Here is a 26,872-nt window from a genome sequence, read left to right as displayed (position 1 = left end):
TCGGAACCTCCAGGCGGAGCCGGGAGCTCCGCGATCAGATCATCTTGTGCGAGACGTTCTTGGCGACCGTATAATATTGCAGGCCTTCCGTCCCGCCTTCCCGTCCATAACCACTGTCCTTGACGCCGCCGAACGGCGTTTCGGCCACAGAAGCGACGAAATGATTGATCGAGAGATTGCCGGCCTCGATATCGTCCGCCAGGCGGTGGGCGTTGTGCGCCGACCGCGTGAAGGCATAGGCGGCGAGGCCATAGGGCAGCGAGTTGGCCTTCTCGATCGCCTCATCCAGATTGCGCACCGGATTGACCAGCGCCAGCGGGCCGAACGGCTCCTCGCGCATGGCGCGGGCGTCGTCCGGCACATCGGCCAGTACGGTCAGCGGAAAGAAATAGCCGCGGTTGCCGATCCGGCTGCCGCCGGCCAGCACGCGCGCGCCCTTGGACTTGGCGTCGGCGACCAGCGTCTCCATGGCGTCGATCCGCCTGGAATTGGCCAACGGGCCCATCTGCACCGATGGATCCAGGCCGTCGCCGACCTTCAACTGCGCCGCCTTCTCGGCAAACGCATTGGCGAATTTGTCGTAGATGGATTCTTGAACAAAAAACCGCGTCGGCGACACGCAGACCTGGCCCGCATTGCGCGATTTTCCCGCGACCGAGCTCGTCGCCGTCGCCAACGGATCGACATCGTCGCAAACGATGACCGGTGCGTGACCGCCGAGCTCCATGATCGCGGGCTTCATGTAGCGCCCGGCCATTTCAGCGAGCTTCTTGCCGACAGGAATCGAGCCGGTGAAGGTGATGAGGCGGATCGCGGATTGCGGGATCAGATATTCGGAAATCTCGGCGGGATTTCCGAACACGAGATTGAGCACGCCCGGCGGCAGACCCGCGTCGTGGAACGCGCGCACCAGCTGCACCGCACCGGCCGGCGTCTCCTCGGACGCTTTCAGGATGATCGAGCAGCCGGCGGACAGCGCGCCCGCGACCTTGCGGCCGGGTGAGCTCATCGGGAAATTCCACGGCGAGAACGCCGCCACCGGTCCGATCGGCTGGCGCAGCACCGAGTGCCGCATGCCCTCCTCGCTCGGGATGATGCGCCCATAAAGTCGTAGACCTTCGGTCGCGTCCCATTCGAGGATGTCGGCGCCGCGCACGATCTCCAGCCTGGCCTGATCGAGCGGCTTGCCCTGTTCGAGCGTCATCGCCACCGCCATCTCGTCGACGCGGGCGCGAATGAGGCTCGCGGCTTTCAGGATGATCTGCGTCCGCTTGGCCGGAGACGTCCTGCGCCAGACGGCAAATCCGCGTTGGGCGGCCGCCAGCGCATCGTCGAGATCGGCCTTCGTTGCGGTCGGCACCGTCCCGAGCACGCTTTCGTCGGCCGGATTGATCACGGGCTGGCCGCTCGCGCGCTTCCAGCGGCCGTCGATATAGAGCTCGATATCGGGATAGTTCATGATGTTTCCCCTCTTCACTTGACGCGTTATTTGGCGCGTTCGCTTGACGCATCGTGCCGCGCCGGCGCCATCGGTTGTTCAATTTTTTGCGAGCAGCCAGTCCCGACCGGCGATCTGTCGGGTGGCGCAGCACGACGCCATTTGTCGCGTGGCCATTTGTCGCGTTATATCGGTTTGGATATAAGGCGTCATCGAAATGGTCGAGTCAACCAATCCGCCAGCTCTTTGGGAATGCCAGACGTCGCCTTGCTGCATGGCGCCTATCGCACTCCGAAAAGCCTGCAACGATAGGATCGTCCCGTCCTTGCGCCTGACATCGTGGAGCCTTTGCGTGGAGCCTTTGCAATGAAACAGAAGTCTGACCTGGCTCCGTCGGCGCGGCGCGCGGCCTTGATGGCGGCCGAGAAGCGAGCCGAAACGCTGTTTGACGCGATCGAACGACGCGACCTCGTGCGGTCGGGGCGGACCGAGCGCGAGGTCGAAGGCGACATCTACGCGCTGGCTCTGGAGCAGTTCGGCGTCGAGAAACACTGGCACAAACGCATCGTGCGCGCCGGCGCCAACACGCTGACGATCGCCGCCGACAACCCTCCGGTCCGCGACATCGACCAGGACGATATCGTCTATGTGGATCTCGGGCCTGTGTTTGAGGATTGGGAGGCCGATCTCGGTCGCACCTATATCCTCGGCAATCATCCCGGCGCGAAGCTGGTCGAGGCGCTGCCGATTGTTTTCGACCGGGTCCAGTCCTACTATCACGCATCGCCGGAGATGACCGGAGCCGATCTCTATGCGTTTGCGCAAAAGGCGGCGGCGGAAGCCGGATGGAATTTTGGCGGCGTGATCGCTGGCCATCTCGTCAGCGAATTCGCCCACGCCCAAATTCCCGGCGACAGGAACCTGAACCGGATACAGCCAGGAAATGACAAGCCGATGAGCGATCCTGACGAACTTGGACAGGAGCGGCACTGGATCCTTGAAATTCATCTCGTCGAGCCGAGCGGGCACTATGGCGGATTTTATGAGCGCCTGCTGTAACCGCGCTGTCATCCCGACCAATTGTTTCAATGCAACCATCGAATGGACGCAACATGGATTATGTGAAATTCGGCAAAACGGGCCTCGGCGTGTCGCGGCTGTGCATCGGTTGCATGACCTACGGCATTCCGGGTCGCGGGCCGCACCCGTGGACGCTCGATGAGGAAAAAAGCCGGCCGCTGATCAAGCAGGCGCTCGAGCTCGGCATCAATTTCTTCGACACCGCCAATGTCTATTCGGACGGCACGTCGGAGGAAATCGTCGGCCGCGCGCTGAAGGATTTCGTCCGCCGCGAGGACGTCGTGCTTGCGACCAAGGTCAATGGCCGGATGCGGCCGGGGCCGAACGGCGCTGGATTGTCGCGCAAGGCGATCCTCGGTGAAATCGACAACAGCCTGCGCCGGCTCGGGACCGATTTCGTCGATCTCTACCAGATCCATCGCACCGACCCGAAGGTGCCGATCGAGGAGACCATGGAGGCGCTGCACGACGTCGTCAAAGCCGGCAAGGCCCGCTACATCGGCGCCTCCAACATGAAGGCCTGGGAATTCTCCAAGGCGATCTACACCTCGCGGCTCAACGGCTGGACCGAATTCGTCAGTATGCAGAACCATGTCAATTTGCTGACTCGCGAGGAAGAGCGCGAGATGCTGCCGCTGTGCGCCGATCAGGGCATCGCGGTGATGCCGTGGAGCCCGATGGCGCGGGGACGGTTGACGCGGCCGTGGAATGAAACCAGTTCGCGCCAGGAGACCGACGAATTCGGCAAGACGCTCTATACGCAATTTCCGGAATCCGACCGCGAGATCATCGACGCCGTCGCCACGGTCGCGGCCGCCAGAGGCGTACCGCGCGCGCAGGTGGCGTTGGCCTGGGTGGCGCAGAAGAAAGGCGTGACCTCGCCGATCGTCGGCGCCTCGAAGCCGGAGCACCTGACCGACGCGATCGCAGCGCTCTCGCTGAAATTGACCGCCGATGAGATCGCCGCGCTGGAAAAGCCGTACGTGCCGCGCGGCGCATCGATGTAACATCCGACGAACCTGGGACGTAACGACCTCACGAACTCAAGACTTAAACAAGCTCAAGATTTGGCGGACGTAACAGACCATGTTCCTTTTTCTGCTGGCCTATCTCGGCGGTGTCCTCACCATCGTGAGCCCGTGCATCCTGCCGGTGATCCCGTTCGTGCTGGCGCGCGCCGACCGTCCGTTCCTGAGGAACGGCCTGCCGATGCTGGTCGGCATGGCGCTGGCGTTCGCGGTGGTGGCGACGCTGGCCTCGGTTGCCGGCGGCTGGGTGGTCTCGGCCAATCAATACGGCCGGATCGCCGCGCTGAGCTTGCTGGCGATCTTCGGCGTGACGCTGTTGTTCCCTGAACTCGCCGACCGCTTGATGCGGCCGCTGGTCGCGATCGGCGCGCGGCTGTCGCAATCGGCCGATCAATCCGAGGGCTCATTGCTGGCGCCGCTGTTGCTCGGCGTTGCCACCGGCTTTCTCTGGGCGCCGTGCGCGGGACCGGTGCTGGGTTTGATCCTGACCGGCGCGGCGTTACAAGGCGCCAGCGTCAAAACCACGCTGTTGCTGCTGACCTATGCCGCGGGCGCCGCAACTTCGCTGGCGCTGGCGCTTCTGGTTGGCGGCCGGGTGTTCGCCGCGATGAAACGCTCGATCGGCGCCGGCGAATGGATCCGCCGCGGGCTGGGCGCAGCCGTATTGGTTGCGATCGCGGCGATCGCGCTCGGTCTCGATACCGGTTTTCTCACCAACCTTTCGGTCGGCAGCACGACGTCGCTGGAGCAGGGCCTGCTCGACAAACTGCGCCCGCAGCAATCCACCACGGCGATGTCGGGTCCCTCGATGATGCGCGCCAAGCCGGCCGGCGAGAGCGAGGCATTGCCGGTTGAAGGCGCGGCACCTTCGCTGGATGGCGCCTTTGAGTGGCTGAATTCGAAGCCCCTGACCACCGAGCAGTTGAAGGGCAAGGTGGTCGTGGTCGATTTCTGGACCTATTCCTGCATCAACTGCCTGAGGGCTATTCCGTACGTGCGCGCCTGGGCCGAGAAATACCGGGATCACGGCCTGGTGGTGATCGGAGTGCATGCGCCTGAATTCGCCTTCGAGCGCAACGTCGACAATGTCAAGAAGGCAATCGCTGCGCTTGGGATCGGCTACCCCGTCGCGATCGACAATGAATACAAGATCTGGCGCGCCTTCGAGAACGAATATTGGCCGGCGCATTATTTCATCGACGCCAAAGGCCAGATTCGCCACCACCATTTCGGCGAGGGCGACTATGACCAGTCCGAAGCGGTGATCCAGCAATTGCTGGCGGAGGCCGGCGACAAGAATGTCCCGTCCGGCATGGTCGCGGTGAACGCGTCGGGTGCGGAAGCCGCCTCCGCCAAGATCGACGTCAAATCGCCCGAGACCTATGTCGGCTATGACCGCGCCGATCATTTCGTCTCGCCGGGCGGCGTGGTGCAGGACACAAGCCACGTGTACGCCGCGGGAACGCCGGCGCTCAACGACTGGTCGCTGGTCGGCGACTGGACCATCGGCAACGAGCGCGCGCAATCGAATGCAAAGGACAGCGCCATCGTTTACCGGTTCCACGCGCGCGACCTGCATCTGGTGCTGGGGCCCTCGCCCGACGGCAAGCCGGTTCGCTTTGTCGTCACCATCGACGGCAAGAGCCCGGGTGCCGCACACGGCATCGACGTCGATCCGGAAGGAAACGGCGTCGTGACGGCGCAGCGGCTCTATCAGCTGGTCCGCGATCCCGGCGCGGTGGCGGATCATACCTTCGAGATCCGCTTCCTCGATCCCGGCGCGCAGGCCTATGCTTTTACTTTCGGCTGAAATCCCCTAGAGCGTTTTCAAGCGAAGTGGGCACCGGTTCGCGTGAAGAAAACGCGTCAGAACAACGATACGGGATACGGCGCGATGAAGCTGTTCATGTTTTATGTCGGCGGCAATTGCGGCAACTCCAATGTGGAGCTGCACGACGTGCGCTTTTCGATCGGGGAGACGCCGGAAGACTGCCACGAGGATTTGCGCCGGCAGTGGTGGGGCGACGCTGACAGCCTGCATCTGGATTGCTGGGGCGCCGTCGAGCAAGCCGATGGCTTCGATATCACGCTGACCACGGATGCGCCGGCTGAAGGCCGCGACAAACTCTTCTTCGTCAATCTCGGCGGCTACGATCCCGCCGAATTCAGCGAACTGCACAAGAATATCCTGCTGGTGATGCCGGACGAAAACAGCGCCAAAGCCCGGGCAAAAGCCCAGATCCGGCACTGGACGCTGCCGCACCGGGACAGGCTGTTCGACGTCGAGAAGGCGGTCGATGTCACCGCATCGATGCAACGCTACGGATATTCGCTGAAACTGACCAAAGCCGCCCGCGAAAAGCCCTTTACGTTCGTCTGCAAATATCTGCCGATCGCGTGAGTAAACGGTGCGCGAGCTTGACCGGAATGACGCAAGTTCGTCACCTCGCCCCGCAAGAAAGGCTGTGAAACAATCACCGACGTCATCCTGAGGTGCGCGCTTTTTTGCGCGCCTCGAAGGATGGCCGCAAGCACTGCGCTGAACACCATCCTTCGAGACGCGCGCAAGGGCGCGCTCCTCACGGGCGAACGCAATTGCGTTCGTCCCGGGGATGACGGCCGCCGAGGTAGCTTCACACGCTCAAGAGCGGGGCGAGGAAGAGGAGTTGCCCAGCCTTATCGCGCTCTGTTTCAGCCCGCACCCGTATCCACACTCTCAAGAAATTCCTTTACGCTGCTGACCGTGCCGGTGTCGGTGGCGACATAGCCGGGCAGGCTTGCGACCTCCTCGTGGAATTCGCGGCCCTTCATGATGTCGAGCACGCGCCGCATCGGCTCGGTTTCCAGGAAGCCGCGCTTGCAGACAAAGAAATAATCCTCGGTCAACAGCCTGACAAAATCGAGCCCGAATTGCCGGGCCGCGGCCTCGACGCCAAAACTCGCATCCGCCATGCCGCTGGCGACGTAGGCGGCGACCGCGGCGTGGGTGAACTCCATCTGCTGCGCGCCGCTGATTTTGGCTTCGTCGATCCTGTGCTGGGCCAGCAACTGGTCGAACAGCAGGCGGGTGCCGGAATCGTGGTCGCGGTTGACGAAACGCGCCTTGCGCTCGACCAGCGCCTGCAACGAATCGATCTTGAGCGGGTTGCCGCGCTTGACCATCAGTCCCATCTCGCGGGTCACGAAATGAATCACGCGGTCCTCGCGCGGGTCGAGCCATTCCTTGCAGGCGCGGATGCTCTGCGCGCGCAATTCGCCGCGCGGCAGATGCACGCCGGAGAGGTCGCAGGCGCCCTGCGCCAGCGAGACCAAGGAGTGCTGGTTGCTGACATAACGCAGGTCGACGCCGATGCCGGGTTCCCGGTCGAGCAATTCGCGCAGCTTCGAGACGGCAAAACCGTGGCTGGCGTGAACCCGGATCACCGAGGGGCGCTGGTGCAGGAACGGCTTGATCTCGGTCGCGAGTTCCTGCGCCAGGTTCTCAAGCTGCGGACCAAGACGCGCCTGCATGCGCTCACCGGCCCAGACCAGCTTTTCGCCGAACGCGGTCAGCTTGGTGCCCTTGCCGCGATGGGTTTCGACCAGGGGAACGCCGAAGAAATCCGACCACTGCTCGACCAGGTTCCAGACATGTCGATAGGACAGCTGGGCATGTTTCGCCGCACTGGTGAGTTTTCCTGTTTTCCGGATCTCGTTGAGGATGCCGAGCATCACCACCGCGGTTTGCGGGCTGCCCTCCTTGTGGAATCGCCAGACGGTCTCGATCTCGATGTGCATTGGCCTATCCACTTATGAAATTTACTTCATATCATGAGGCGTCATAGGCAGAAGATATCATATTTACTCTGGTATATTTAATACACACATTGGAGGAAATAACAGGAGGAATATGATGTCGATTGCATATGACTATTCCCGCGACGTGACCGCGCCGACCTCGATCGCCAAGCCCAGATTGCTGCTGATCGACGGCCAGCATGTCCCCTCGGTCTCCGGCCGCACCTTCAAGACCCTCAACCCCGCCACCGAACAGGTCATCGCCGAGGTCTCCGAAGGCAACGCAGCCGACGTCGATCGCGCGGTTGCCGCGGCGCGGCGCGCCTTCGAAGGTCCCTGGCGCACCATGAAGGCCTCGGAGCGCGGACAAATCCTGCTCCGGCTGGTCGAGCTGATGAAGCAGCATGCCGACGAAATCGCCGCACTTGAGAGCCTCGATGCCGGCAAGCCGATCTCCGGCGTGCTGCGGCAGGATCTGCCCGCCGCGATCGATACGCTGACGTACTACGCCGGCTGGGCCGACAAGATCCACGGCGAGGTGGTTTCCACCCGCGATGACGCGCTGACCTACACGGTGCGCGAGCCGGTCGGCGTCGTCGCCGTGATCGTGCCGTGGAATTTCCCGTTGATGATCGGGATGTGGAAGCTGGCGCCGGCGCTGGCCTGCGGCTGCACCATCGTGATGAAGCCGGCCGAGCTGACGTCGTTGTCGGCGTTGCGTCTCGGCGAACTGGCGCTCGAGGCAGGCTTGCCGCCGGGCGTGCTCAACATCGTCACCGGCCCCGGCCGAACGGTCGGCGAAGCCCTAGTCAATCATCCCGACGTCGACAAGATCACCTTCACTGGATCGCCCGGCGTCGGCCGTGGCATTCTGCGGGGTGCTGCCGGCAACTTCAAACGGGTGTCGCTCGAACTCGGCGGCAAGTCCGCCAACGTGATCTTCGACGACGCCGATGTCGAAGCCGCCAGCAAGGCCGCCGCGTCCGGCATCTTCTTCAATGCCGGACAGGTGTGCTCGGCAGGTTCCCGCGTGCTGGCGCACGAAAAGGTCTACGACGAAGTGGTCGAGCGGCTGACCCAGCGCGCCAAGTCGATCCGGCTCGGTGATCCCGCCGACCGCGCCACCGTGATGGGCCCGGTGATCTCCGAAAAGCAGATGAAGAGCATCCTCGATTATGTCGATATCGGCCAGAAGGAAGGCGCGCTATTGACCACCGGTGGCGAGCGGGTCGGCGACCGCGGCTACTTCATCAGCCCGGCGGTGTTCGCCGGCGTCGAGCATGAGATGCGGATCTCGCAGGAGGAAATCTTCGGCCCCGTGGTCAGCGTAATCAAGTTCCGCGATGAAGCCGACGCGCTGCGCATCGCCAACGGCACGGCCTACAGCCTCGCCGCCGGCGTCTGGAGCCGCGACATCGGCCGTGTGCAGCGTTTCGCCAAGAAGGCGAAGGCCGGTACGGTCTGGATCAATACCTATGGCTATACCGATGTGCGGTTGCCGTGGGGCGGCGTGCGCGATTCCGGCTTCGGCCGCGAACATGGCACCGCCGCAATCGATAACTTTACCGAGCCGAAGGCGGTCTGGATGAATCTCAACGTGTGAGAAACCGGACCTTTGCACCCGGCCGACACGATCGGCCGGGCGCAGCCGCCGACACGCCGTCACCGATCGATATCAGTTCGCCACTTCCGAACGCGTTTCCTGCGCTTGCGCCAGCACGTCCTGCCTGCGGCCGAGCCACCAGCTATTGATGAGCCACAGCACCGAGGCCGCCGCGGCGACGATGGAGATCGCGCCGAGGCCGAGCTTGAGGAAGGTGAGCAGCGCAAACGACCAGGCGCCGAGCTGGTCGCCGAGACGATAGACCGCCGTATCGATAAAGCTCTTGGCCTTGTAGCGGTCCTCGCGCGGCAGCACGGTGAACAGCACCTCGCGGGTCGGCCGCGCGATCGCGAAATTGCCGGCACGGCGGATCAGTTGGAATCCGACCACCGAGGCCAAGGTCGGGACCAGCGCCACCGCACCGAAGCCGATCACGCTGAACAGCGGCAGCAGCGACAGCGTGGGTCCGACGCCGAACCGCTTCAATATCCGACCGGTCAGGAACAATTGCACCACCAGCGTCAGCGCGTTGACGCCGAGATCGACGGTGGCGAAAAAGGCGGTCTGCGCCGCGCGGCTTTCGAAACTGTGGCTGACCACGGCGGCCTGCTGAAAATACAGGAACGTCGACGTCACCGCGTACAGCAGCAGAAACAGGCTCACATTCAACAAATAAGTCGACGACAGCGCATCGCGAAAGCCGCTCAGCAGCGTTCCGCCGATCGGCGCCTCCGACTGCTCGGCCTGCGGCCGTTCCGACAACGCCGCCGACAGGCCGGAGAGCCGGCGCACACAGAACACGGCGACCTCGAGCATCAATGCCGCGCCGACCATCAAATAGCCGGGCGCCATATGCTCCACCGTCGATACCGTGAACAGCGAGCCTGAGATCGCACCGAGCGTGGCGCCCGCGGCGATGAAGCCGAACAGCCGCTTGCCCTGCTCGGAGGTAAAGACATCGACGATCATCTGCCAGAAGATCGAAACCACGAACAGATTGAAGATCGAAGTCCAGATGAAGAAAATCCGCCCGACCCAGATGGTCTGTTCCGGCGTCGCGACATACAGCGCCAGCGCAAACAACAGGATGTTGGCGGCAAAGAAACGATACGAGATCGAGATGAATTGCTGACGCGGGAAGGTCTTGACCAGATAGGAGAACGGCAGGTTCAGCAGCAGCATGCCGATCAGGGTGCCGGTAAACAGCCATTGCAGATTATTGACGCCGCCCGCGACCCCCATCTGATCGCGGATCGGACGCATGATGTAATAGGACGACAGCAGCGAGAAGATATAGAGCCACGACCACGCCAGCGCCGGCACCTCGCTCGGCCTGACGTCGATGATCTTGCTCAGGAAACGATGGAAGGCGGAATCGGACTGCGGCGGCGCATCGGCCAGTGCCATCAAGTTGAACCCTTTACCTGAGCGCGAGAGCTACCTGCGAAAGCTGCTTGCTTGCGAGCTACTTGAGCGCATCGGCGCGCTGACGCATTTCCGCGGCCGTCAATTGCAGACCATAAAGCGGATTGCCTTGCGAAAAATCCTTGGCGCGCGCCAGCGGCCCGATCACGACCGGATCGAAGCCGGCGTCGTGCACCAATGTCGAGGCCGTCGCCAGCGCATCCTTGTCGTCGCCTGCGATCGGTATCGCCATGCGGTCGCCGGCTCGATTGGCTTCCGAGGCGAAAAACTTGAAGGCCATGCTGTTGAAGGCCCGCACGATCCTGGCGCCCGGCAGATATTTCGCCGAGGTCAGGCCGATGCCCTCCTCCTTGGTCTCCGCCGTGATATCGCCATCGCGCGCCACCGTTGCATTGCCGGCATCGAGCACCACTTTCCCGGCCAGCTGGCTGCCATAATCCTTGCCGATCTGTGGATAAGCGCCATAGGGCACCGCGATGAACACCACGTCGCCGAACGCGATCGCATCCGCGACCGGGCCGGCCTTGGCGAGATCGCCGAGCCCCTGCACCAGCGGAGCAAGCTCTTCGGGATGGCGCGACGAGAACATCACGGGATGCCCCGATTTGACCCAGAGCGTTCCGAGCGTGCTGCCGATATGCCCGCCCCCGATGATGCCGATCTTCAACGGCGCCTGGGCGGATGCGGGGCGTGACAGGCCCGCGGCGAGAGCGAGACCGGCAAAGCTGCCGGCACGCAGCAGCGTGCGGCGGTTGAGGCTGGGGCGATCGGCATCGGACATGGATTTCTCTCCCACTTTTTTGGCGTAATTTTTTCGGCGCGAACGGATATCCAACTAACAATCGAAAACACGAATTATTCGACGCGCCGGCGGAGTATGGAATCGTAACGTAGCGAAGCGCGATCACATCATCGTAATCGTTGACATCAGAGCCACCCTCTCGTCATGGCCGGGCATAGCCGTCTGAAGGACGGCGTCGCTTCCGCTCGCCTATGTCCCGGCCATCCACGTCTATTCTTGCTTAAGTCCTGCAAAGACGTGGATGCCCAGGACAAGCCCGGGCATGACGAACTTTACGAAAGACGTAGTTTGATAGGCCGCTTCTTGGTTCAGTCTCTCAAAGCGTCGCGAAGAATTCGATCATGGCCTGGCGCTGCCTCGCATCGGGGAACCGGCCGCTTCCGGCGCTGATGTTGTCGGACAGATGGGCGGGATTGGTGGTGCCCGGGATCACCGCCGTCACCGCTTCATGGCCGAGCAGGAATTTCAGGAAGAATTGCGGCCAGGTGGTTGCATCGAACTCGCGCGCCCATTCCGGAACGGACTTGCCGCGCACCGCCTGGAACACCGAACTTCGGCCAAACGGCAGCGCGGTCAGCACCGCCGCACCGGCATCGCGCGCGGCGGGCAGCAGCCGCCTTTCGGCGTCGCGGTCCGCCAGCGAATAATCGACCTGGAAGAAATCCGGCTTCTGTTTGGCGATCACCGCTTCCGCCGCGCCGTAGTCGCTCTTGAACGTCGTCGTGATCCCGATATAGCGGCAGAGCCCCTGCGCCTTCCAGTCGCGAAACGGCGCGAGATCCTGCCGTGGATTCTGCACGTTGTGCAGTTGCAGGAGATCGACCTGTCGATAACGCAGCCGTTCGAGCGAATGGTGGAATTCAGCCGACCCGCCGGACGTGCTGCCGTCCTCGATCTTGGTGGCCAGAAAGACTTTTGTGCGATCCTGGTCGGACAACAGATCGCCCAGCACGCTTTCCGCCGCACCATAGGACGACGCGGTGTCGATCAACTTGCAGCCCTGCACCAGGAGATCATCGACCACCTTCTTCACGTTGGCTCTCGCCTCGCCCTCCGGCGTGACCTGAAAATCGTTGGCGGTGCCGAGCCCGATCACGGGCAACAGCTCACCCGAATGGGGGATCGGCCGGGTCGCGATGCCTGAACCGGGCTGGCCGAAGGCCGGCCGCATCCCGTCCAGAATCAGCCCTGCCCCGACACCCAAGGCAACACCCAAGGCCCCCTGCCAGGCCCCCCGGAACAAACCTCGCCGCGAGGTGCCGCGGCCGACATCAACACCGTTTTCAAAACCCATCTGGATCGACCTCCGTGCCGAGCAAGACACCAACGCGCGGCAGTGTCGTTCGGCTCCCGCTCACCTGCCAGCAAAGAAAAAGTGACCCGAAGGCCCGCGTTCCCGCCGATTTCAGGCTGATTTACCCGGCTGGCCTCCGCCCGGCCTACCCAAAAAGTCGGCTTTGCGGGCTTGCCCGAACGCGGCTAGAACAGGCGCGTCACAAGACGCCAAAACGAAAACCCAAGGGAGATAGACACCATGAAGTCACTTGCAGCCGTGGTAGCGGCCGGCCTCGTTCTCGCCGCGTCCGGCACTGCGGCGAACGCGCAGATCTCCGACGATGTCGTCAAGATCGGCGTTCTCACCGACATGTCGAGCCTCTATGCCGACGCGACCGGCAAGGGTTCGGTTGCCGCCGTCGAGATGGCGGTTGCCGATTACGGTGGCAAGGTGAAGGGCAAGCCGGTCGAGGTGACCTCCGCCGATCATCAGAACAAGCCCGACGTCGGCATCGCCATCGCGCGCAACTGGTACGACAACGAGAAGGTCGATGCGATCTTCGACGTGCCGACCTCTTCGGTCGCCCTGCCGATCTCGGCGCTGACCCGCGAAAAGAACAAGATCCACATCAATTCCGGCGGCGGCAGCTCCGACATCACCGGCCCGGCCTGCTCGCCCAATACCGTGCACTGGACCTATGACACCTACGCGCTGTCCAACGTCGCCGGCAAGGCGATGGTCAAGCGCGGCGAAGATACCTGGTTCTTCATTACCGCCGACTACGCCTTCGGCATGGCGCTGGAGCGCGACGCCGCCAACGTGGTCAAGGAAAGCGGCGGCAAGGTGCTCGGCAGCGTCCGCCATCCCCTGAACTCGTCGGATTTCTCGTCGTTCCTGCTGCAAGCCCAGGCCTCCAAGGCCAAGGTCGTGGCGCTTGCCAATGCCGGTGGTGACACCACCAACGCATTGAAGCAGGCGTCCGAGTTCGGCATCACCCAGGGCGGTCAGAAGATGATCGCGCTGCTGCAGGAAATCACCGACACCCATTCGCTCGGCCTCAAGGAGACCCAGGGCCTGATCGTCACCGACGCTTTCTACTGGGACATGAATGACGAGACCCGCGCCTTCTCGAACCGGTTCAACGCCAAGGTCGGCCACATGCCCACCATGATCCAGGCCGGGCTGTATTCGGCGACGATGCATTATTTGAAGGCGATCGAGGCGATCGGCACCGACGAAGCGCCGAAGGTGATGGCGCAGATGCGGGCGACGCCGGTCAACGATTTCTTCGCCAAGAACGGCAAGATCCGGATCGACGGCCGCATGGTCCACGACATGTATCTGTTCGAGACCAAGAAGCCGGAAGAGTCCAAGGGCGAGTGGGATCTCTACAAGCTGATCGCCACCGTGCCCGGCGATGAAGCCTTCCGTCCGCTCGACAAAGGCGGCTGCCCGCTGGTCAAGGCGAACTGAGAACGCCCGGCTACAATCGTCCTGCTCCCCTCCCCCTTGCGGGGAGGGGTCGGGGGTGGGGGTCTCCAAGCACTGAGCTTGTGGCCACCCCCCACCCCGACCCTCCCCCGCAAGGGGGAGGGAGAAGGTTTCGACATCGCCCCGGCTACAATCGTCATTGCGAGCGAAGCGAAGCAATCCAGAGCTCCAAGAAAGACTGGATTGCTTCGTCGCATCGCTCCTCGCAATGACGGCGACGCATCCTGCCCCCCTCCCCCACGCAAGGAGGGAACGCCGCAAACGGCGGCTGATTTTTCAGCAAGATCTGGCCGTCGAGAAACCAACCTTTCGGAGAAGACTGATTTTCCACCTCATATTTGGCCTGCCCGCCCTGCTCGTCGTCACGCGGTTCCTTGCGCCATTGGAATTACCGCTTTCGGTGAAAGGCGTTGTTGCCATTCTGCTGTTGGCGGCCTCGCAGTACCATTACTGGTGCCGGCTCTCCTCGGGTTCGGTGTTCTCGCCCGAATTTCCCCGTCCGCTCGTGATCCTGTTCAACTGGGCGTTCGGAGCGACCATCTTCCTCGCGCTGCTGCAAGTGCTGCTCGACGTCGGGACGTTGATCGCCATGGCGGTCCATGGTGGCGGCGTGGACGTGCCTGACGCCGTCCGCTATGCAATCGCAGCCGTCGCCGCCGCGTTGGCCGCGATTGGCGTGCACCAAGCAGTGCGCGTGCCGCCGATCAAGGATATTGAGATCGGCATCCGTGGGCTTCCGCCGCAATTCGACGGTTACAAGCTGCTTCAACTGACGGACCTCCACATCAGCCGCCTCTTCCCCGCCAAATGGGCGCGTGCCGTCGTGGAGCGCGCGAACGGCCTGGGCGCAAGTCTCATCGTGGTGACCGGTGATCTGATCGACGGCTCTCTGGCGGCGCGGCGTGCGGACATAGAGCCGCTGCGCGACCTGCGCGCACCAGACGGCGTGTACGTCATACCCGGCAATCACGAATACTTCTTCAGCTACCATGAGTGGATGGCGCACTACGCCGCCATGGGGATGCGCCTGCTCGAGAACGATCACGTGGTACTCGACCGCGAGGGCGGCAAGCTGGTGCTGGCCGGCGTCACCGATCTGTCGGCGTTTCATTCCGGCCACCCCGCTCCGGATCTCGCCGCCGCCCTGAAGGGCGCGCCGGCAGCTGCGCCAGTCATCCTGCTCGATCATCAGCCGAGAGAAGCGCGGCGTTCCGCTGCTTCCGGCGTGGCATTGCAGCTTTCCGGCCATACCCACGGCGGCATGGTCGTCGGATTAGACCGGTTGACGGCGCGTGCCAACGCCGGATACGTCTCGGGCCGCTACGACGTCAACGGAATGACTTTGTATGTGAACAACGGCACCGCGCTTTGGCCTGGCTTTGCGCTGCGGCTCGGACGCCCGTCGGAGTTGACGCGGATCACGCTGCGCCGTTCGATCTGATCACACTCCGTGCGCGGCTGCCAAAGCAGGATGAGTCCAGGTTGAATCGTCATTGCGAGCCAACGGGGCCGGCCTCTGGCCGACCCGATGACGGGCTCCGCGAAGCAATCCATAGCCTCAAACGGAGAATGGATTGCTTCGTCGCTGTCGCTCCTCGCAATGACGGCTTAGTCGGTGATCGAACCTCACCTCATCGCGCTTTAGTCCTCGAACTTGAACGAAACATTCAGCTTGGCGCGGTAGGCCTCGATCTGGCCTTTGGCGTCGAGTTGCAGGTCGAGCTTGACGACCTCGGCGACACGAAGATCGCGAAGGGATTTTCCGGCCCTGTCGATGGCCGCCTTGGCCGCCTTTTCCCAGGACTCTTCACTGGTCCCGATCAACTCGATAACCTTGTAGACGCTCTCGCTCATGTCGTCCTCCCTGTGGGCAGGACGCAGGTGCTCCTGCCGCGCGCCAGCCTAACATCAGGAATTCGGCGCCGATAGGATGCGGCGCAGCATGTTGCGGATTTCGCCGGATGAGGCATCGCTTCACGCAAATAGCCGGACGGGAGTGCCCGTCCGGCTATCCAGGATCTGTAGCAATGCTTGAGCGTCGGCTTATGACGTTAGAACGCAGCCTTACTCGGTCGAATATTTGAACTCAGGCATCGCCTTCAGCTCGTCCTTGGTCGCGTTGTATACCGCATGATCCGGGTACCACGGATTGGGTTTCGAACTGGTGGCCGGAGCTGCCGAGGTCGTGCCGGTCGCCGCACCCGTGGTCGTCGTCGACGACGGTCTGGTTGCGCCGGTGTTTGGCACAGCCGCGGTACCGGTATAGGCCACCGGCTCGTTGACGAATTTGATCTTGTCGAAGGGGACCGCGACCAGATGCGCGCCGACACCGAGCACACCGCCGGCGCTGATCACCGCCGCCTTGATATTCCCGCTTCTGTCGGTCAAGAGATCGTTGATCGAGCCGACATTCTCGTTGTTGTCGTTATAGACGCTGAGGCCAACGACTTTCGAGGTGCGCCAATCACCCTGGAACGACGAACCCGATGCCGCCGCCGGCGTCATATTGGCGCGATCGGTCGTTGTGGTGGAAGTCTGTGCGAACGCAACCGTGGCAAACAACGCGGTACCGGCCAAACCGGCTGCAACATATTTTGCAAACATCATGTCTCTCCCTTGAGATGAAATGGTCCTAAGAAAACGCGCTGGCACGCTGGCCGTTCCGGTCACGGAATCGCATTTTCAGAATTCGCGATGTGAATTATTTTTGGAGTTCCGCGGAACATCGCGGTCGTCGCGCACGGCATTATCGCCGCCTACACGTAGCGCGTTGCGTCTCGCCCGATACGGGCGGTCAGAAGCCGCCCCAGTAGGGTGGAATTCCGTAATAGCGATGCAATTCGGTTTCCTGCGAGCGATCACCCCAGTCGAAATCCTTGTCGGCACGGAATGACGGGGCACGCCTGAGTTCGTCGTCATCGATATCGAGCTGGTAAGCCTCGAAGCGCGGATTGTAGCTGAGCCGCGCCCATGGCAGCGGCAACAAATTAGTTCCCATGCCGAGGAAGCCACCGAAGCTCAGGATCGCGTAGGACACCTTGCCGCTGATCTTGTCGATCATCAGCCGTTCGATGTGGCCGATCTTGTCGCCGTTCGGGCGCCGCACCGCGGTACCTTCGACCCGATCGCTGGCAATCAACTGATGTGGCCTGGTCATGACGTCGGTCATTATCATCCTCCCTGACGGGTTGATGGACCGAACCAACGTGCCAACCGCAACCGGGTTCCAGCAAACCCAAGCCGAATAACGACAATCATCCTTCCCTTTCTGGCAATCATCCTTCCCTTTCTGGGAAGAATAATCGCCTTGTGCGCCGTGTGTGCGTCGGCGGGGAAACTGGCTTGAGATCAGGTTTGGTAATTGATCAGCAGCGCCGAAAACGACGAACTGCCGTCGCTGGCGGAAGTGGAGTTCCCGGTCGCGTTGTAGGAGGTCGATGACGAGGACGACAGCGAATCCTGCAAGGACTGGAGAAATTGCTCAAGCGCCGATGTCGCCGAACTGGTATCCGACGAACTGCTGGTTGAGCTGGTCGATGACGAACTGCTGCTCGTGGATGACGAACTGCTCGCGGAGGACGCACCGCCGTGGCCACCGTGATGGCCATGGTGAGCGCCGCCCGCGCCGCCGGGCCCACCCGGGGGCGGTCCACCCGCACCGCCGGGTCCGCCGGACGCGCCGGCAAGTGCGGCAGCACTTGAAGCATCCGCGGTGCTGCCGGTCGATCCGGTGCTGCCGGGGCCGTTGGCGAAGGCATTCTGGAAGACGCCCTGCAGCTCGGTGGCTTGCGCTGATGTCAGCTTGCCGCTCGTGACTTCGCCCTGGATCAGGCTGTTGATCTTGGACTGGATATCGCCGGGAGATGTCGTGCTGGTGCTGCTCGAGCTGCTGGAGCTGTTTGAGGCTCCGCCCTGCAGCGAGGAGTTGATGTCGGTCAGTGCCGAAGACAGCGTGCTCTGGTCGGACGAACTGACGGCGCCGGAATTGACTTCCGATTGCAGCTCGGCCTGCAGCAGCTGGAGAGGCGACTGGTAATTACTGCTGGAGGTCGCAGAAATTGAGGTCATGATGGCTCCAAAGGTTCTTCTAAGATAACGCAACGGTAAGGTTAGGCCCCTTAACGAGACCTTTTTATCGCCCTACAATGATGTTGCCTGAGGTTACGCCGAACGCGTCAGAAATATCCGGAAACAAAAACCTTTCGTCATTTCTTCCCGCATCACATCAAAGGTCCGCATGGCCACCGCATCACCGAACATCCTTGTAGTAGAGGACGACCGCGAGACGCGGTCGCTCATCGCCAAATATCTGCGTGGCAATGGTTGCAACGTGGCGGCGGCGTCCGACGGACGCGAAATGGCGCGCGCGATGGCCGACCAGCGGGTCGACCTCCTGATCCTCGACGTGATGCTGCCCGGCGAGGACGGCCTCAGCCTGTGCCGCAAGGTGCGGACGGAATCGCAAGTGCCGATCATCATGCTCACCGCGCGCGGCGAGGATCTCGATCGCATCCTGGGATTGGAGATGGGCGCCGACGACTATCTCGCCAAGCCGTTCAATCCGCGCGAGCTGCTGGCCCGGATCAACGCCGTGCTTCGCCGCCAGGCCGCGGCCCAGACCATCAGCGCCACCAATGGCGCGACCACCCTCGGCTTTCTCGGATGGCGGATCGATTTCAGGCTGCGCGAGTTGCGCAACCCGGAAGGCGCGCGGGTGGCGATGACGAGCGCCGAGTTCGACCTGCTGCGAACCTTCTGCGAGCGGCCGGGCCGCGTGCTGTCGCGCGACAGCCTGCTCGATCTGACCCAAGGACGAAGCTCCGGCTCCTTCGAACGCAGCATCGACGTGCTGGTCAGTCGTATCCGGCGCAAGATCGAAGCCGATCCGCAGGATGCCACCATGATCAAGACGGTGCGCTCGGGCGGCTACATGTTTACCCCGACGGTGGAAGCGGTCGCGGTTTCCGCCGGCGACAAATCATGAAGCTGGCGGGCTTTTTCAACCTCAGGGGAATCAGCGGACAGATCGCCGCGCTGGTACTCGCGTCGGTCGTGACCCTGCATCTGATCATCACCGCCGTCTTCCTGATCCACCGGCCCGACCAGGCCGAGCCCGCGATCGACCACGGCCACAGCCAGATCGCGGCTTCGATCCAGTTGCTGGGCTCGGCCTCCCCGGCGGAAAGGCCGCGGCTATTGGCCGACATCGCCCGCGCCTTTCCGCAACTCGACATCGCAACTCTGCCACCGGGTTCGGAGCTCGCATCGGCCAACGATGCGCCGAGCTTCGAAAAGCGCATGCTGCATCGGCATCTCGGCGCCGGCTATCGGATCGTTAAGCTCGGGCCGGATGACGATGCCCAACGGATCGGTATCGCGTTGCCGGACGGCGCGATGATTTCGGCCCGGATGCTGCCGGACCCGAGGCCACGCCCATTCTGGACCGGACCGTGGATGATGACGCTGCTGTTCGCGGTCATCAGCGTCAGCCTGCTCGGCCTGTGGGCGGCCCGGGCGCTAACGGCGCCGCTGTCGTCATTCGCCAAGGCGGCGGAAGATTTCAGCCTGAACGGCGCCGCCGCGCCGCTGCCGGAACGTGGCCCTGAGGAAATTCGCTCGGTGGCCAAGGCGCTCAACCGGATGCGCGAGCGGATCACGGCCTTGATCGACGACCGCACCAAGATGCTGGCCGCGATCAGCCACGATCTGCGCACGCCGATCACCCGGATGCGGCTGCGCTCGGAATTCATCGAAGACGACGGCCATCGCAGCCGGATGCTGCGCGATCTCGACCAGATGCGATCGATGCTGGAGTCCGTACTGTCGTTCCTGCGCAACGACCGCAAACTGGAATCCATGACGCTGGTCGATATCGCAAGCTCCCTGCAGCTCGTCACCGATCAATTCGCCGATATGGGACACAAGGTCGTCTACGAGGGCCCGGAGCACGCCATGGCCACGGTGCGGCCCGACGACCTGCACCGCAGCGTCACCAATCTGGTCGAGAACGCGGTCCGGTTCGGCGCCGAGGCCAGGATCCGCCTCATCGTATCGCCCGACATCATGACGATCGAGGTCGAGGACGATGGCCCCGGCATTTCCGACTCGCGCAAGGATGTCATGCTCGAGCCGTTCGTGCGCGGCGACGATGCCCGCAACATGGACGAAGCCTCGGGCTTCGGTCTCGGCCTGTCGATCGCGCGCACCATCGTGCTGGCGCATCGCGGCGCGCTGTCGCTCAACGACCGCACGCCTCACGGGCTGATCGTTCGCATCGAACTGCCGGTTCGCCAGGAGAGCAGGCTCGCCGCCGCCTGAACCATAGCGTTTTCGAGCCAACGGGTCGCGCGAATGCGCGCCCGATGACAGGCTCCGTGGCCGCCGGTTCGCGTGAAGAAAACGCGTCAAAAATAAAACTCTATCAGGCCGCGAGCGGCTCCTGCGCGGGCTCGAAGGCCACCGCCTCGAACCGGTAGTCGCAGGCAAAGCAATGCCAGAGATAGGACGTGCGACGCTGCCCGGCTTCGATCCATTCCGGGATCGAGATCGGCCGGCCGCATTGCGCGCAGGGGTTTTCGCGGGGCACATCACCGGACCCGGTTCGCAGATGAGCAGAAGCCATATGAGAAGAAGCCATGGTGCATCTCCCTTTTTCGGATTCTTGTTTTTTGAAGCGGTTTGGACAGGTTTACTGACGGATCACTGTCGTGGTGGATCATCGCAACCTGTCGTGGCAATTTGTTGAACCGCCATTGAGTCTTTTGCGCGACGACGACACATCCACCGGCGTCATCCTGAGGAGCGCGCCCTCGCGCGCGTCTCGAAGGATGCTGTTCTGCGAGGTCGGTCCATGCGGCCACCCTTCGAGGCTCGCAAGAGCTCGCACCTCAGGGTGACGGCAGCACACGGCCCGCGCCGCAATTTCGCCACATCGCCGCCCGGCGTTTGCAACAATTGCGGTGTGTTAAGCGTTGGCGCGCTTGGTTCGGGGCTTCGTCAATGAAACGTCTGCTTACGCTGGGATGGTTGGTCGCGATCGCGATGCTGCCGTTTTCGCACGCCGCATTGGCCCAGCGCGCCAAATATGAAGAGCTGATCACCACCCACGCCAAGGCCAATCTGGTGCCGGAAGATCTGGTGCATCGGGTCATTATCCGCGAGAGCAAATATCAGGCGGCGCTGCTCGGCAGCGGCGGCGCCATCGGGCTGATGCAGATCAAGCTCGCGACCGCGCGCAGCCTCGGCTACACCGGCACCGCCGAGGGCTTGCGCGATCCCGCGACCAATCTGATGTACGGCATCAAATATCTGGCCGGCGCGTTTCGCGCCGCCAATGGCAACCACGACCGCGCCGTGCATTATTACGCCGCCGGCTATTACTTTGCCGAAAAACACCAGCGACTAGAACATCTGAAGGAAGCTAAATCCGGCCCATCGACTGCGCCACCGAAAGTGGAGGCCGTAGCCGCGGTGAAGGACGACACGTCCGCGAGAGACAGCGCCAAAGATGTCACAGAGGCCAAATCCGAGGCCGCGGCCGGGCCGGCCCCCGCGCCACAAGCAGGTGACAGCGGCGTGAAGGCGCGTTGACACCGCCACCCATCGGCCTACATTAGAGTCGTTCCGAGGGGAGCTCCGACGAGGAGCTGAGAGACCGCACGCTCAAGCCTGCAAATTTCGTTCGCAGGTGCGAGACCGCGGTGACCCTTTGAACCTGATCCGGGTCATGCCGGCGAAGGGACAGGGATGTTTCAGGATACCAAGGCCCCGCGAGGGGAAGAGTCCATATCTATTATTGGCGCAGGCATTGCCGGCGCCTGGCAGGCTTTGCTGTTCGCGCAGGCCGGCCGACAAGTGACGCTGCATGAGCGCAGCGACGCGGCGATGCTGCAAGCGACCAGCCATTGGGCCGGCGGCATGCTGGCGCCCTGGTGCGAGGCCGAGGTCTCCGAGCCCGTCATCGTCCGCCTCGGCCTGCGCTCGCTCGATCTGTGGCGACAGCACTTCCCCAAAACGCCGTTCAACGGCTCGCTGGTGGTGGCGCATCCGCGCGACCGCGCCGATTTCGACCGTTTTGCCAGGATGACCTCCGGCCACCGGCGGCTCGATGCGGCCTCGATGCGCGACCTCGAACCGGCACTCGAAGGCCGCTTCCGCGACGGGCTGTTTTACCCCGACGAAGGCCATGTCGAGCCGCGGCGCGTGCTGCCGCAACTGCATGCGCGCCTGATCGAAGCCGGCGGCAAACTCCAGTTCAACAGCGACGCGAATCCTGACGACTGCGACGGCATCGTGATCGATTGCCGTGGCCTTGCCGCGCGCGACACCCAAGCCGGGTTGCGCGGCGTCAAGGGCGAGATGATTATCGTCGAAACCAATGAGATCGAATTTTCGCGCCCGATACGCCTGATCCATCCGCGCTGGCCGCTCTACATCATCCCCCGTGCGGACCATCAGTTCATGATCGGCGCGACCTCGATCGAGGCGGAAGATAGCGGCGTCAGCGTCCGCTCGGCGCTGGAACTGCTGAGTGCGGCCTACGCCGTGCATCCGGCGTTCGCCGAAGCCCGCATCGTCGAATTCGGTTCCGGTTTGCGGCCGGCGTTCCCCGACAATCTGCCGCGCATCGCGGTCGAGGGCGACAAAATCTCCGTCAACGGGCTCTATCGCCATGGCTTCCTGCTGGCGCCGGCGCTGGCGGAACTGACGCTCGGCTATATCGAGCGCGGCGTGATCGACAACGAGGTGATGCCATGCGCGTGATCGTCAATGGCGAGCCTCGCGAAATCTCGTCCGCCAGCATCGATGCGCTGCTCGGCGAACTCGACTATGAAGGCACGCACTTTGCCATCGCGCTGAATTTCGACGTGCTGCCGAAGGCCCGCTGGGCCGCAACCGCGCTGAAGAGCGGCGACGAAATCGAGATCATCACGCCACGGCAGGGAGGGTGAGGATGATGCAGAACACCGGCAACACACTCCGCCGTCATCCTGAGGTGCGAGCCCCCTTCGGCGAGCCTCGAAGGATGGCCGCACGCACGACGCTGAACAACATCCTTCGAGGCGCGCAAGAGCGCGCACCTCAGGATGACGGCTTCGATCCGCGGCCCGGTCGCTCTCTTCTCCCCTCCCCCTTGCGGGGAGGGGTCGGGGGTGGGGGTCTCCGGGCACCGTGCTCGTGTCCACCCCCCTCCCCAACCCTCCCCCGCAAGGGGGGAGGGAGTTACGTGCGGAGACGCCCATGCTGAACTTCTACGGCAAAACCTTCTCGTCCCGCCTGCTGATCGGCAGCGCGTTGTATCCGTCGCCGGCGATCATGCAGGCGGCGATACGGGCGTCCGGCGCCGGCATCGTCACGGTGTCGCTGCGGCGGGAAGCCGCCGGCGGCAAGACCGGCGATGCGTTCTGGTCGCTGATCCGCGAGCTGGATGTCACCGTGCTGCCCAACACCGCCGGCTGCCGCAGCGTGCGCGAGGCGGTGACCACCGCAAAACTGGCGCGCGAATTGTTCGGGACTTCCTGGATCAAGCTCGAAGTGATCGCCGACAACGACACCTTGCAGCCCGACGTGGTCGGTCTGGTTGAAGCTGCCGCGACTCTGATCAAGGACGGCTTTGAGGTGTTTCCCTATTGCACCGAAGATCTTTCCGTCGCGATGCGGCTGGTCGAAGCCGGCTGCAAGGTGGTGATGCCGTGGGCCGCACCGATCGGCTCGGCCCGCGGCATCATCAACCGCGACGCCTTAAAACTGCTGCGCGACCGCCTGCCCGACATCACGCTGGTGGTCGATGCCGGCATCGGCGCGCCCAGCCACGCCGCACACGCGCTCGAACTCGGCTACGATGCGGTGCTGCTCAACACCGCGATCGCCAAGGCCGCCGACCCGGTCGCGATGGCGAACGCGTTTCGCCTCGGCGTCGAGGCCGGACGCACCGCTTACGAAGCAGGATTAATGGAAGCCCGCGATTTTGCCTCTCCCTCCACTCCAGTCATCGGGACACCTTTTTGGCATGCCGTATCCTGATCAATTTTATCCCGTCGTCGACAGCGTCGCCTGGGTCGCGCGGTTGACCGCGCTCGGCGTCGGCACCATCCAGTTGCGCGCCAAGGATCTCGACGATTCCCAGGCATTGCAGATCGTGTCCGACGCCCTCGAAATCACCAACGGCACGGCGACCAAACTGGTGGTCAACGATTACTGGCGCGCGGCGATCGTCGCGGGCGCCAAACATCTGCATCTCGGCCAGGAAGATCTGGTCGATGCTGATTTGCACGCGATCCGCGAGGCTGGTCTCACGCTCGGCATCTCCACCCATGACGACGAGGAACTGGCGACCGCGCTGCGCGCCGGTCCCGATTACATTGCGCTGGGGCCGATTTTTCCGACCACGCTGAAATCGATGCGGTTCGCGCCGCAGGGCATCCCAAAAATCACCGAATGGAAGAAACGCATCGGCAACATCCCGCTGGTCGCGATCGGCGGCATCAAGCTCGAACAGGCACCAGCGATCTTCGCCGCCGGCGCCGACAGCATCGCGGTCGTCTCCGACGTCACCCAGAACGCCGACCCCGACGCGCGCGTGCGCGCCTGGCTCGGCAAAAACGCGAAGGCCGCGTGAGAATGAAAGACATCCATCGCAAGCTCCAAAGAAAACCTCATGGTGAGGAGGCGCCCTTCGGCGCCGTCTCGAACCATGGGCCACACGCGGCCATCCTTCGAGACGCGGCCAAGAGGCCGCTCCTCAGGATGAGGACTCCACTTCAAGCACACGCTGACGGCTCTGGCGCAGCGCCAGAATAACCAACACGAACGACGAAATTCACAGGAGGATACACCATGAACATCCGCTCCAACCCCGACACCACGCTTCCCGCCGTCACCACTGGGCCGCTGCCCGCCTCGCGCAAAATCTGGATCACGCCCGATGAAGCGCCCGACGTGCGCGTGCCCTTGCGTGAGATCATCCTGAGCCCAGGCGCCAACGAACCTAACCTGCCGGTCTACGATACCTCCGGCCCCTATACCGATCCGAACGTGACCATCGACGTCAACGCCGGCCTTGCCCGCGCCCGCATCGAATGGGTGAAAGAGCGCGGCGGCGTCGAGGAATATGAGGGACGCGACATCAAGCCGGAAGACAACGGCAATGTCGGCGCGTCGCATGCCGCAAAATCGTTCACCGCGCATCACACGCCGCTGCGTGGCGTGGGCGACCACATGATCACCCAGTTGGAGTTCGCCCGCGCCGGGATCATCACCAAGGAGATGATCTATGTCGCGACCCGCGAAAATCTCGGGCGCAAGGTGCAACTCGAACGCGCCGAGGCAGCGCTCGCCGATGGCGAAAGCTTTGGCGCCTCGCTGCCGGCGTTCGTGACGCCTGAGTTCGTCCGCAGCGAGATCGCAAGGGGACGCGCGATCATCCCCTGCAACATCAACCATGGCGAACTGGAGCCGATGATCATCGGCCGCAACTTCCTGACAAAAATCAACGCCAATATCGGCAACAGCGCCGTGACGTCGTCGGTCGAGGAAGAAGTCGACAAGATGGTGTGGGCGATCCGCTGGGGCGCCGACACCGTGATGGACCTTTCGACCGGCCGCAACATCCACACCACCCGTGAATGGATTTTGCGCAATGCGCCGATTCCCATCGGCACCGTTCCGATCTACCAGGCGCTGGAGAAGTGCGAAGGCGACCCCGTCCAGCTGACCTGGGAGCTCTACAAGGACACCCTGATCGAGCAGTGCGAACAGGGCGTTGACTATTTCACCATCCACGCCGGCGTGCGGCTGCCCTACATCCACCTGACGGCGAACCGCGTCACCGGCATCGTGTCGCGCGGCGGCTCGATCATGGCGAAGTGGTGCCTGGCGCATCACAAGGAAAGCTTCCTCTACACCCACTTCGAGGAAATTTGCGACCTGATGCGCAAATATGACGTGTCGTTCTCGCTCGGCGACGGCCTGCGGCCCGGCTCGATCGCCGACGCCAACGACCGCGCGCAATTCGCCGAACTGGAGACGCTCGGCGAACTGACGCAGATCGCCTGGAAGAAAGGCTGCCAGGTCATGATCGAAGGCCCGGGCCACGTGCCGCTGCACAAGATCAAGATCAACATGGACAAGCAGCTCAAGGAATGCGGCGAAGCGCCGTTCTATACGCTCGGGCCTCTGACCACTGACATCGCTCCGGGCTACGACCACATCACCTCGGGCATTGGTGCGGCCATGATCGGCTGGTTCGGCTGCGCGATGCTGTGTTACGTGACGCCGAAGGAGCATCTGGGCCTGCCGAACCGCGACGACGTCAAGGTCGGCGTCATCACCTACAAGATCGCAGCCCACGCAAGCGATCTCGGCAAGGGCCACCCCGCAGCCCAACTGCGCGACGACGCGCTGTCCCGCGCGCGTTTCGATTTCCGCTGGGATGACCAGTTCAACCTGGGCCTCGATCCGGAAACCGCACGGCTCTATCACGACGAGACGCTCCCGAAGGACGCCCACAAGGTCGCGCATTTCTGCTCGATGTGCGGCCCGAAGTTCTGCTCGATGAAGATTACCCAGGACGTCCGCGACTACGCCGCGACCTTGAACGACCCGACCACGGTGGGATTGTCGATCTCCGGCACTATCGAAGACGGCATGGCGCAGATGAGCGCCAAGTTCAAGGAAATGGGCTCAAGCGTGTATCTGGATGCGGAGAAGGTGAAGGAGAGTAACAAGGTGTTGTGAGGCATCTGCTGCTCGTCATGCCCGGGCTTGACCCGGGCATCCATCGGAAATGCGAAAGGCCGGGCGAGAGCCCGGCTTTTTTTGCTTCGGTCTCAAATAACAACGGGCTGCACAATAGTTTTCCCCACAATCCCTGCTTTGGGATCGACAAAAGTAATTTTTTGGAGTTGACTTAATATAATAGCGAGTCGTGAACCTGTTGCGTCTTTTACGTGAC

25 protein-coding genes and 1 riboswitch are annotated in these 26,872 nt (G+C 62.9%); of the genes, 15 read left to right on the top strand and 10 right to left on the bottom strand.

The features are described from left to right. Nucleotides 1-34: 34 nt before the first annotated feature. The gene (locus GSQ88_RS25900) at nucleotides 35-1,459 is read right to left on the bottom strand and encodes an NAD-dependent succinate-semialdehyde dehydrogenase (RefSeq protein ID WP_210253893.1); all 1,425 of its coding nucleotides are present in this window, start codon (nucleotides 1,457-1,459) and stop codon (nucleotides 35-37) included. A gap of 345 nt (nucleotides 1,460-1,804) precedes the next feature. Between GSQ88_RS25900 and GSQ88_RS25895 the strand changes: the two genes are divergently transcribed. The 4 genes from GSQ88_RS25895 (at nucleotide 1,805) to GSQ88_RS25880 (ending at nucleotide 5,947) form a co-directional block, all read left to right on the top strand. After that, nucleotides 1,805-2,497, top strand: a complete 693-nt coding sequence (locus GSQ88_RS25895; protein WP_159010605.1) for a M24 family metallopeptidase — start codon at nucleotides 1,805-1,807, stop codon at nucleotides 2,495-2,497. Nucleotides 2,498-2,550: 53 nt separating this feature from the next. Further along, nucleotides 2,551-3,525 carry an aldo/keto reductase gene (locus GSQ88_RS25890; RefSeq protein WP_159010604.1) on the top strand — a complete coding sequence of 325 codons (975 nt, stop codon included), beginning with the start codon at nucleotides 2,551-2,553 and terminating at the stop codon, nucleotides 3,523-3,525. A 79-nt stretch (nucleotides 3,526-3,604) separates the two neighbouring features. Beyond that, on the top strand, nucleotides 3,605-5,356 hold the full coding sequence (locus tag GSQ88_RS25885) for a cytochrome c biogenesis protein DipZ (protein ID WP_159010603.1): 1,752 nt from the start codon (nucleotides 3,605-3,607) through the stop codon (nucleotides 5,354-5,356). 84 nt (nucleotides 5,357-5,440) lie between these two features. Next, nucleotides 5,441-5,947: a DUF1543 domain-containing protein gene (locus GSQ88_RS25880; protein WP_159010963.1), complete on the top strand. Its 507-nt coding sequence runs from the start codon at nucleotides 5,441-5,443 to the stop codon at nucleotides 5,945-5,947. Nucleotides 5,948-6,237: 290 nt separating this feature from the next. On the opposite strand, the gene GSQ88_RS25875 is transcribed toward GSQ88_RS25880, so the two are convergent. Then, a complete protein-coding gene (locus tag GSQ88_RS25875) occupies nucleotides 6,238-7,323 on the bottom strand; it encodes a substrate-binding domain-containing protein (protein ID WP_159010602.1) in 1,086 nt (361 codons plus the stop codon). A gap of 115 nt (nucleotides 7,324-7,438) precedes the next feature. On the opposite strand from GSQ88_RS25875, the gene GSQ88_RS25870 reads away from it, so the two are divergent. Continuing rightward, nucleotides 7,439-8,926 carry an aldehyde dehydrogenase family protein gene (locus GSQ88_RS25870; protein ID WP_174248109.1) on the top strand — a complete coding sequence of 496 codons (1,488 nt, stop codon included), beginning with the start codon at nucleotides 7,439-7,441 and terminating at the stop codon, nucleotides 8,924-8,926. A gap of 72 nt (nucleotides 8,927-8,998) precedes the next feature. On the opposite strand, the gene GSQ88_RS25865 is transcribed toward GSQ88_RS25870, so the two are convergent. The 3 genes from GSQ88_RS25865 to GSQ88_RS25855 form a co-directional block, all read right to left on the bottom strand. Next, nucleotides 8,999-10,333 carry an NTP/NDP exchange transporter gene (locus GSQ88_RS25865; RefSeq protein WP_159010600.1) on the bottom strand — a complete coding sequence of 445 codons (1,335 nt, stop codon included), beginning with the start codon at nucleotides 10,331-10,333 and terminating at the stop codon, nucleotides 8,999-9,001. A gap of 58 nt (nucleotides 10,334-10,391) precedes the next feature. Continuing rightward, nucleotides 10,392-11,132 carry an NADPH-dependent F420 reductase gene (locus GSQ88_RS25860; RefSeq protein ID WP_159010599.1) on the bottom strand — a complete coding sequence of 247 codons (741 nt, stop codon included), beginning with the start codon at nucleotides 11,130-11,132 and terminating at the stop codon, nucleotides 10,392-10,394. A 337-nt stretch (nucleotides 11,133-11,469) separates the two neighbouring features. Continuing rightward, nucleotides 11,470-12,447: an aldo/keto reductase gene (locus GSQ88_RS25855; RefSeq protein ID WP_159010598.1), complete on the bottom strand. Its 978-nt coding sequence runs from the start codon at nucleotides 12,445-12,447 to the stop codon at nucleotides 11,470-11,472. A gap of 240 nt (nucleotides 12,448-12,687) precedes the next feature. Between GSQ88_RS25855 and GSQ88_RS25850 the strand changes: the two genes are divergently transcribed. Next, on the top strand, nucleotides 12,688-13,902 hold the full coding sequence (locus tag GSQ88_RS25850) for an ABC transporter substrate-binding protein (protein ID WP_159010597.1): 1,215 nt from the start codon (nucleotides 12,688-12,690) through the stop codon (nucleotides 13,900-13,902). Between the two features lie 340 nt (nucleotides 13,903-14,242). Then, on the top strand, nucleotides 14,243-15,361 hold the full coding sequence (locus tag GSQ88_RS25845; protein WP_159010962.1) for a metallophosphoesterase: 1,119 nt from the start codon (nucleotides 14,243-14,245) through the stop codon (nucleotides 15,359-15,361). 200 nt (nucleotides 15,362-15,561) lie between these two features. On the opposite strand, the gene GSQ88_RS25840 is transcribed toward GSQ88_RS25845, so the two are convergent. The 4 genes from GSQ88_RS25840 to GSQ88_RS25825 all read right to left on the bottom strand — a co-directional run bounded on the left by GSQ88_RS25840 (nucleotide 15,562) and on the right by GSQ88_RS25825 (nucleotide 17,988). Further along, complete coding sequence (locus GSQ88_RS25840) at nucleotides 15,562-15,774, bottom strand: dodecin family protein (RefSeq protein ID WP_159010596.1); 213 nt, start codon at nucleotides 15,772-15,774, stop codon at nucleotides 15,562-15,564. Between the two features lie 210 nt (nucleotides 15,775-15,984). After that, nucleotides 15,985-16,524 carry a PRC-barrel domain-containing protein gene (locus GSQ88_RS25835; protein ID WP_159010961.1) on the bottom strand — a complete coding sequence of 180 codons (540 nt, stop codon included), beginning with the start codon at nucleotides 16,522-16,524 and terminating at the stop codon, nucleotides 15,985-15,987. 190 nt (nucleotides 16,525-16,714) lie between these two features. Continuing rightward, nucleotides 16,715-17,089, bottom strand: a complete 375-nt coding sequence (locus GSQ88_RS25830; protein WP_246785007.1) for a PRC-barrel domain-containing protein — start codon at nucleotides 17,087-17,089, stop codon at nucleotides 16,715-16,717. Nucleotides 17,090-17,268: 179 nt separating this feature from the next. After that, on the bottom strand, nucleotides 17,269-17,988 hold the full coding sequence (locus GSQ88_RS25825; protein WP_159010594.1) for a hypothetical protein: 720 nt from the start codon (nucleotides 17,986-17,988) through the stop codon (nucleotides 17,269-17,271). 169 nt (nucleotides 17,989-18,157) lie between these two features. Between GSQ88_RS25825 and GSQ88_RS25820 the strand changes: the two genes are divergently transcribed. Together GSQ88_RS25820 and GSQ88_RS25815 are read left to right on the top strand one after the other, a co-directional pair. After that, nucleotides 18,158-18,904: a response regulator gene (locus GSQ88_RS25820; RefSeq protein ID WP_159010593.1), complete on the top strand. Its 747-nt coding sequence runs from the start codon at nucleotides 18,158-18,160 to the stop codon at nucleotides 18,902-18,904. Further along, on the top strand, nucleotides 18,901-20,238 hold the full coding sequence (locus tag GSQ88_RS25815) for an ATP-binding protein (RefSeq protein WP_159010592.1): 1,338 nt from the start codon (nucleotides 18,901-18,903) through the stop codon (nucleotides 20,236-20,238). The genes GSQ88_RS25820 and GSQ88_RS25815 overlap by 4 nt, the downstream gene beginning before the upstream one ends. Before the next feature lie 103 nt (nucleotides 20,239-20,341). On the opposite strand, the gene GSQ88_RS25810 is transcribed toward GSQ88_RS25815, so the two are convergent. After that, nucleotides 20,342-20,557: an LIM domain-containing protein gene (locus GSQ88_RS25810; protein ID WP_159010591.1), complete on the bottom strand. Its 216-nt coding sequence runs from the start codon at nucleotides 20,555-20,557 to the stop codon at nucleotides 20,342-20,344. A gap of 362 nt (nucleotides 20,558-20,919) precedes the next feature. Here GSQ88_RS25810 and GSQ88_RS25805 point away from each other — a divergent pair, with 362 nt between their 5' ends. The 6 genes from GSQ88_RS25805 (at nucleotide 20,920) to thiC (ending at nucleotide 26,655) form a co-directional block, all read left to right on the top strand. Then, a complete protein-coding gene (locus GSQ88_RS25805) occupies nucleotides 20,920-21,510 on the top strand; it encodes a lytic transglycosylase domain-containing protein (RefSeq protein WP_159010590.1) in 591 nt (196 codons plus the stop codon). A gap of 26 nt (nucleotides 21,511-21,536) precedes the next feature. Beyond that, a riboswitch (TPP riboswitch) is annotated at nucleotides 21,537-21,679 on the top strand. Then, entirely contained in the window at nucleotides 21,667-22,683 is a 1,017-nt protein-coding gene (locus tag GSQ88_RS25800) for an FAD-dependent oxidoreductase (protein WP_159010589.1), read from the top strand. It overlaps the preceding riboswitch by 13 nt. Beyond that, nucleotides 22,674-22,871 (top strand): sulfur carrier protein ThiS, encoded by a 198-nt coding sequence (gene thiS / locus GSQ88_RS25795; protein WP_159010588.1) that lies wholly within the window; start codon nucleotides 22,674-22,676, stop codon nucleotides 22,869-22,871. Before GSQ88_RS25800 ends, thiS begins: the two co-directional genes overlap by 10 nt. A gap of 289 nt (nucleotides 22,872-23,160) precedes the next feature. Next, nucleotides 23,161-23,943, top strand: coding sequence for a thiazole synthase (locus GSQ88_RS25790; RefSeq protein ID WP_159010587.1), 783 nt, complete (start codon nucleotides 23,161-23,163; stop codon nucleotides 23,941-23,943). Next, nucleotides 23,930-24,538 carry a thiamine phosphate synthase gene (locus GSQ88_RS25785; protein WP_159010586.1) on the top strand — a complete coding sequence of 203 codons (609 nt, stop codon included), beginning with the start codon at nucleotides 23,930-23,932 and terminating at the stop codon, nucleotides 24,536-24,538. Before GSQ88_RS25790 ends, GSQ88_RS25785 begins: the two co-directional genes overlap by 14 nt. A 218-nt stretch (nucleotides 24,539-24,756) precedes the next feature. Further along, the gene (gene thiC, locus GSQ88_RS25780) at nucleotides 24,757-26,655 is read left to right on the top strand and encodes a phosphomethylpyrimidine synthase ThiC (protein ID WP_159010585.1); all 1,899 of its coding nucleotides are present in this window, start codon (nucleotides 24,757-24,759) and stop codon (nucleotides 26,653-26,655) included. Nucleotides 26,656-26,872 lie beyond the last annotated feature (217 nt).

Source organism: Bradyrhizobium sp. S69 (genome assembly GCF_009766005.1).
Lineage (GTDB): Bacteria > Pseudomonadota > Alphaproteobacteria > Rhizobiales > Xanthobacteraceae > Bradyrhizobium.
This window is presented reverse-complemented; position numbering and strand designations above follow the sequence as displayed.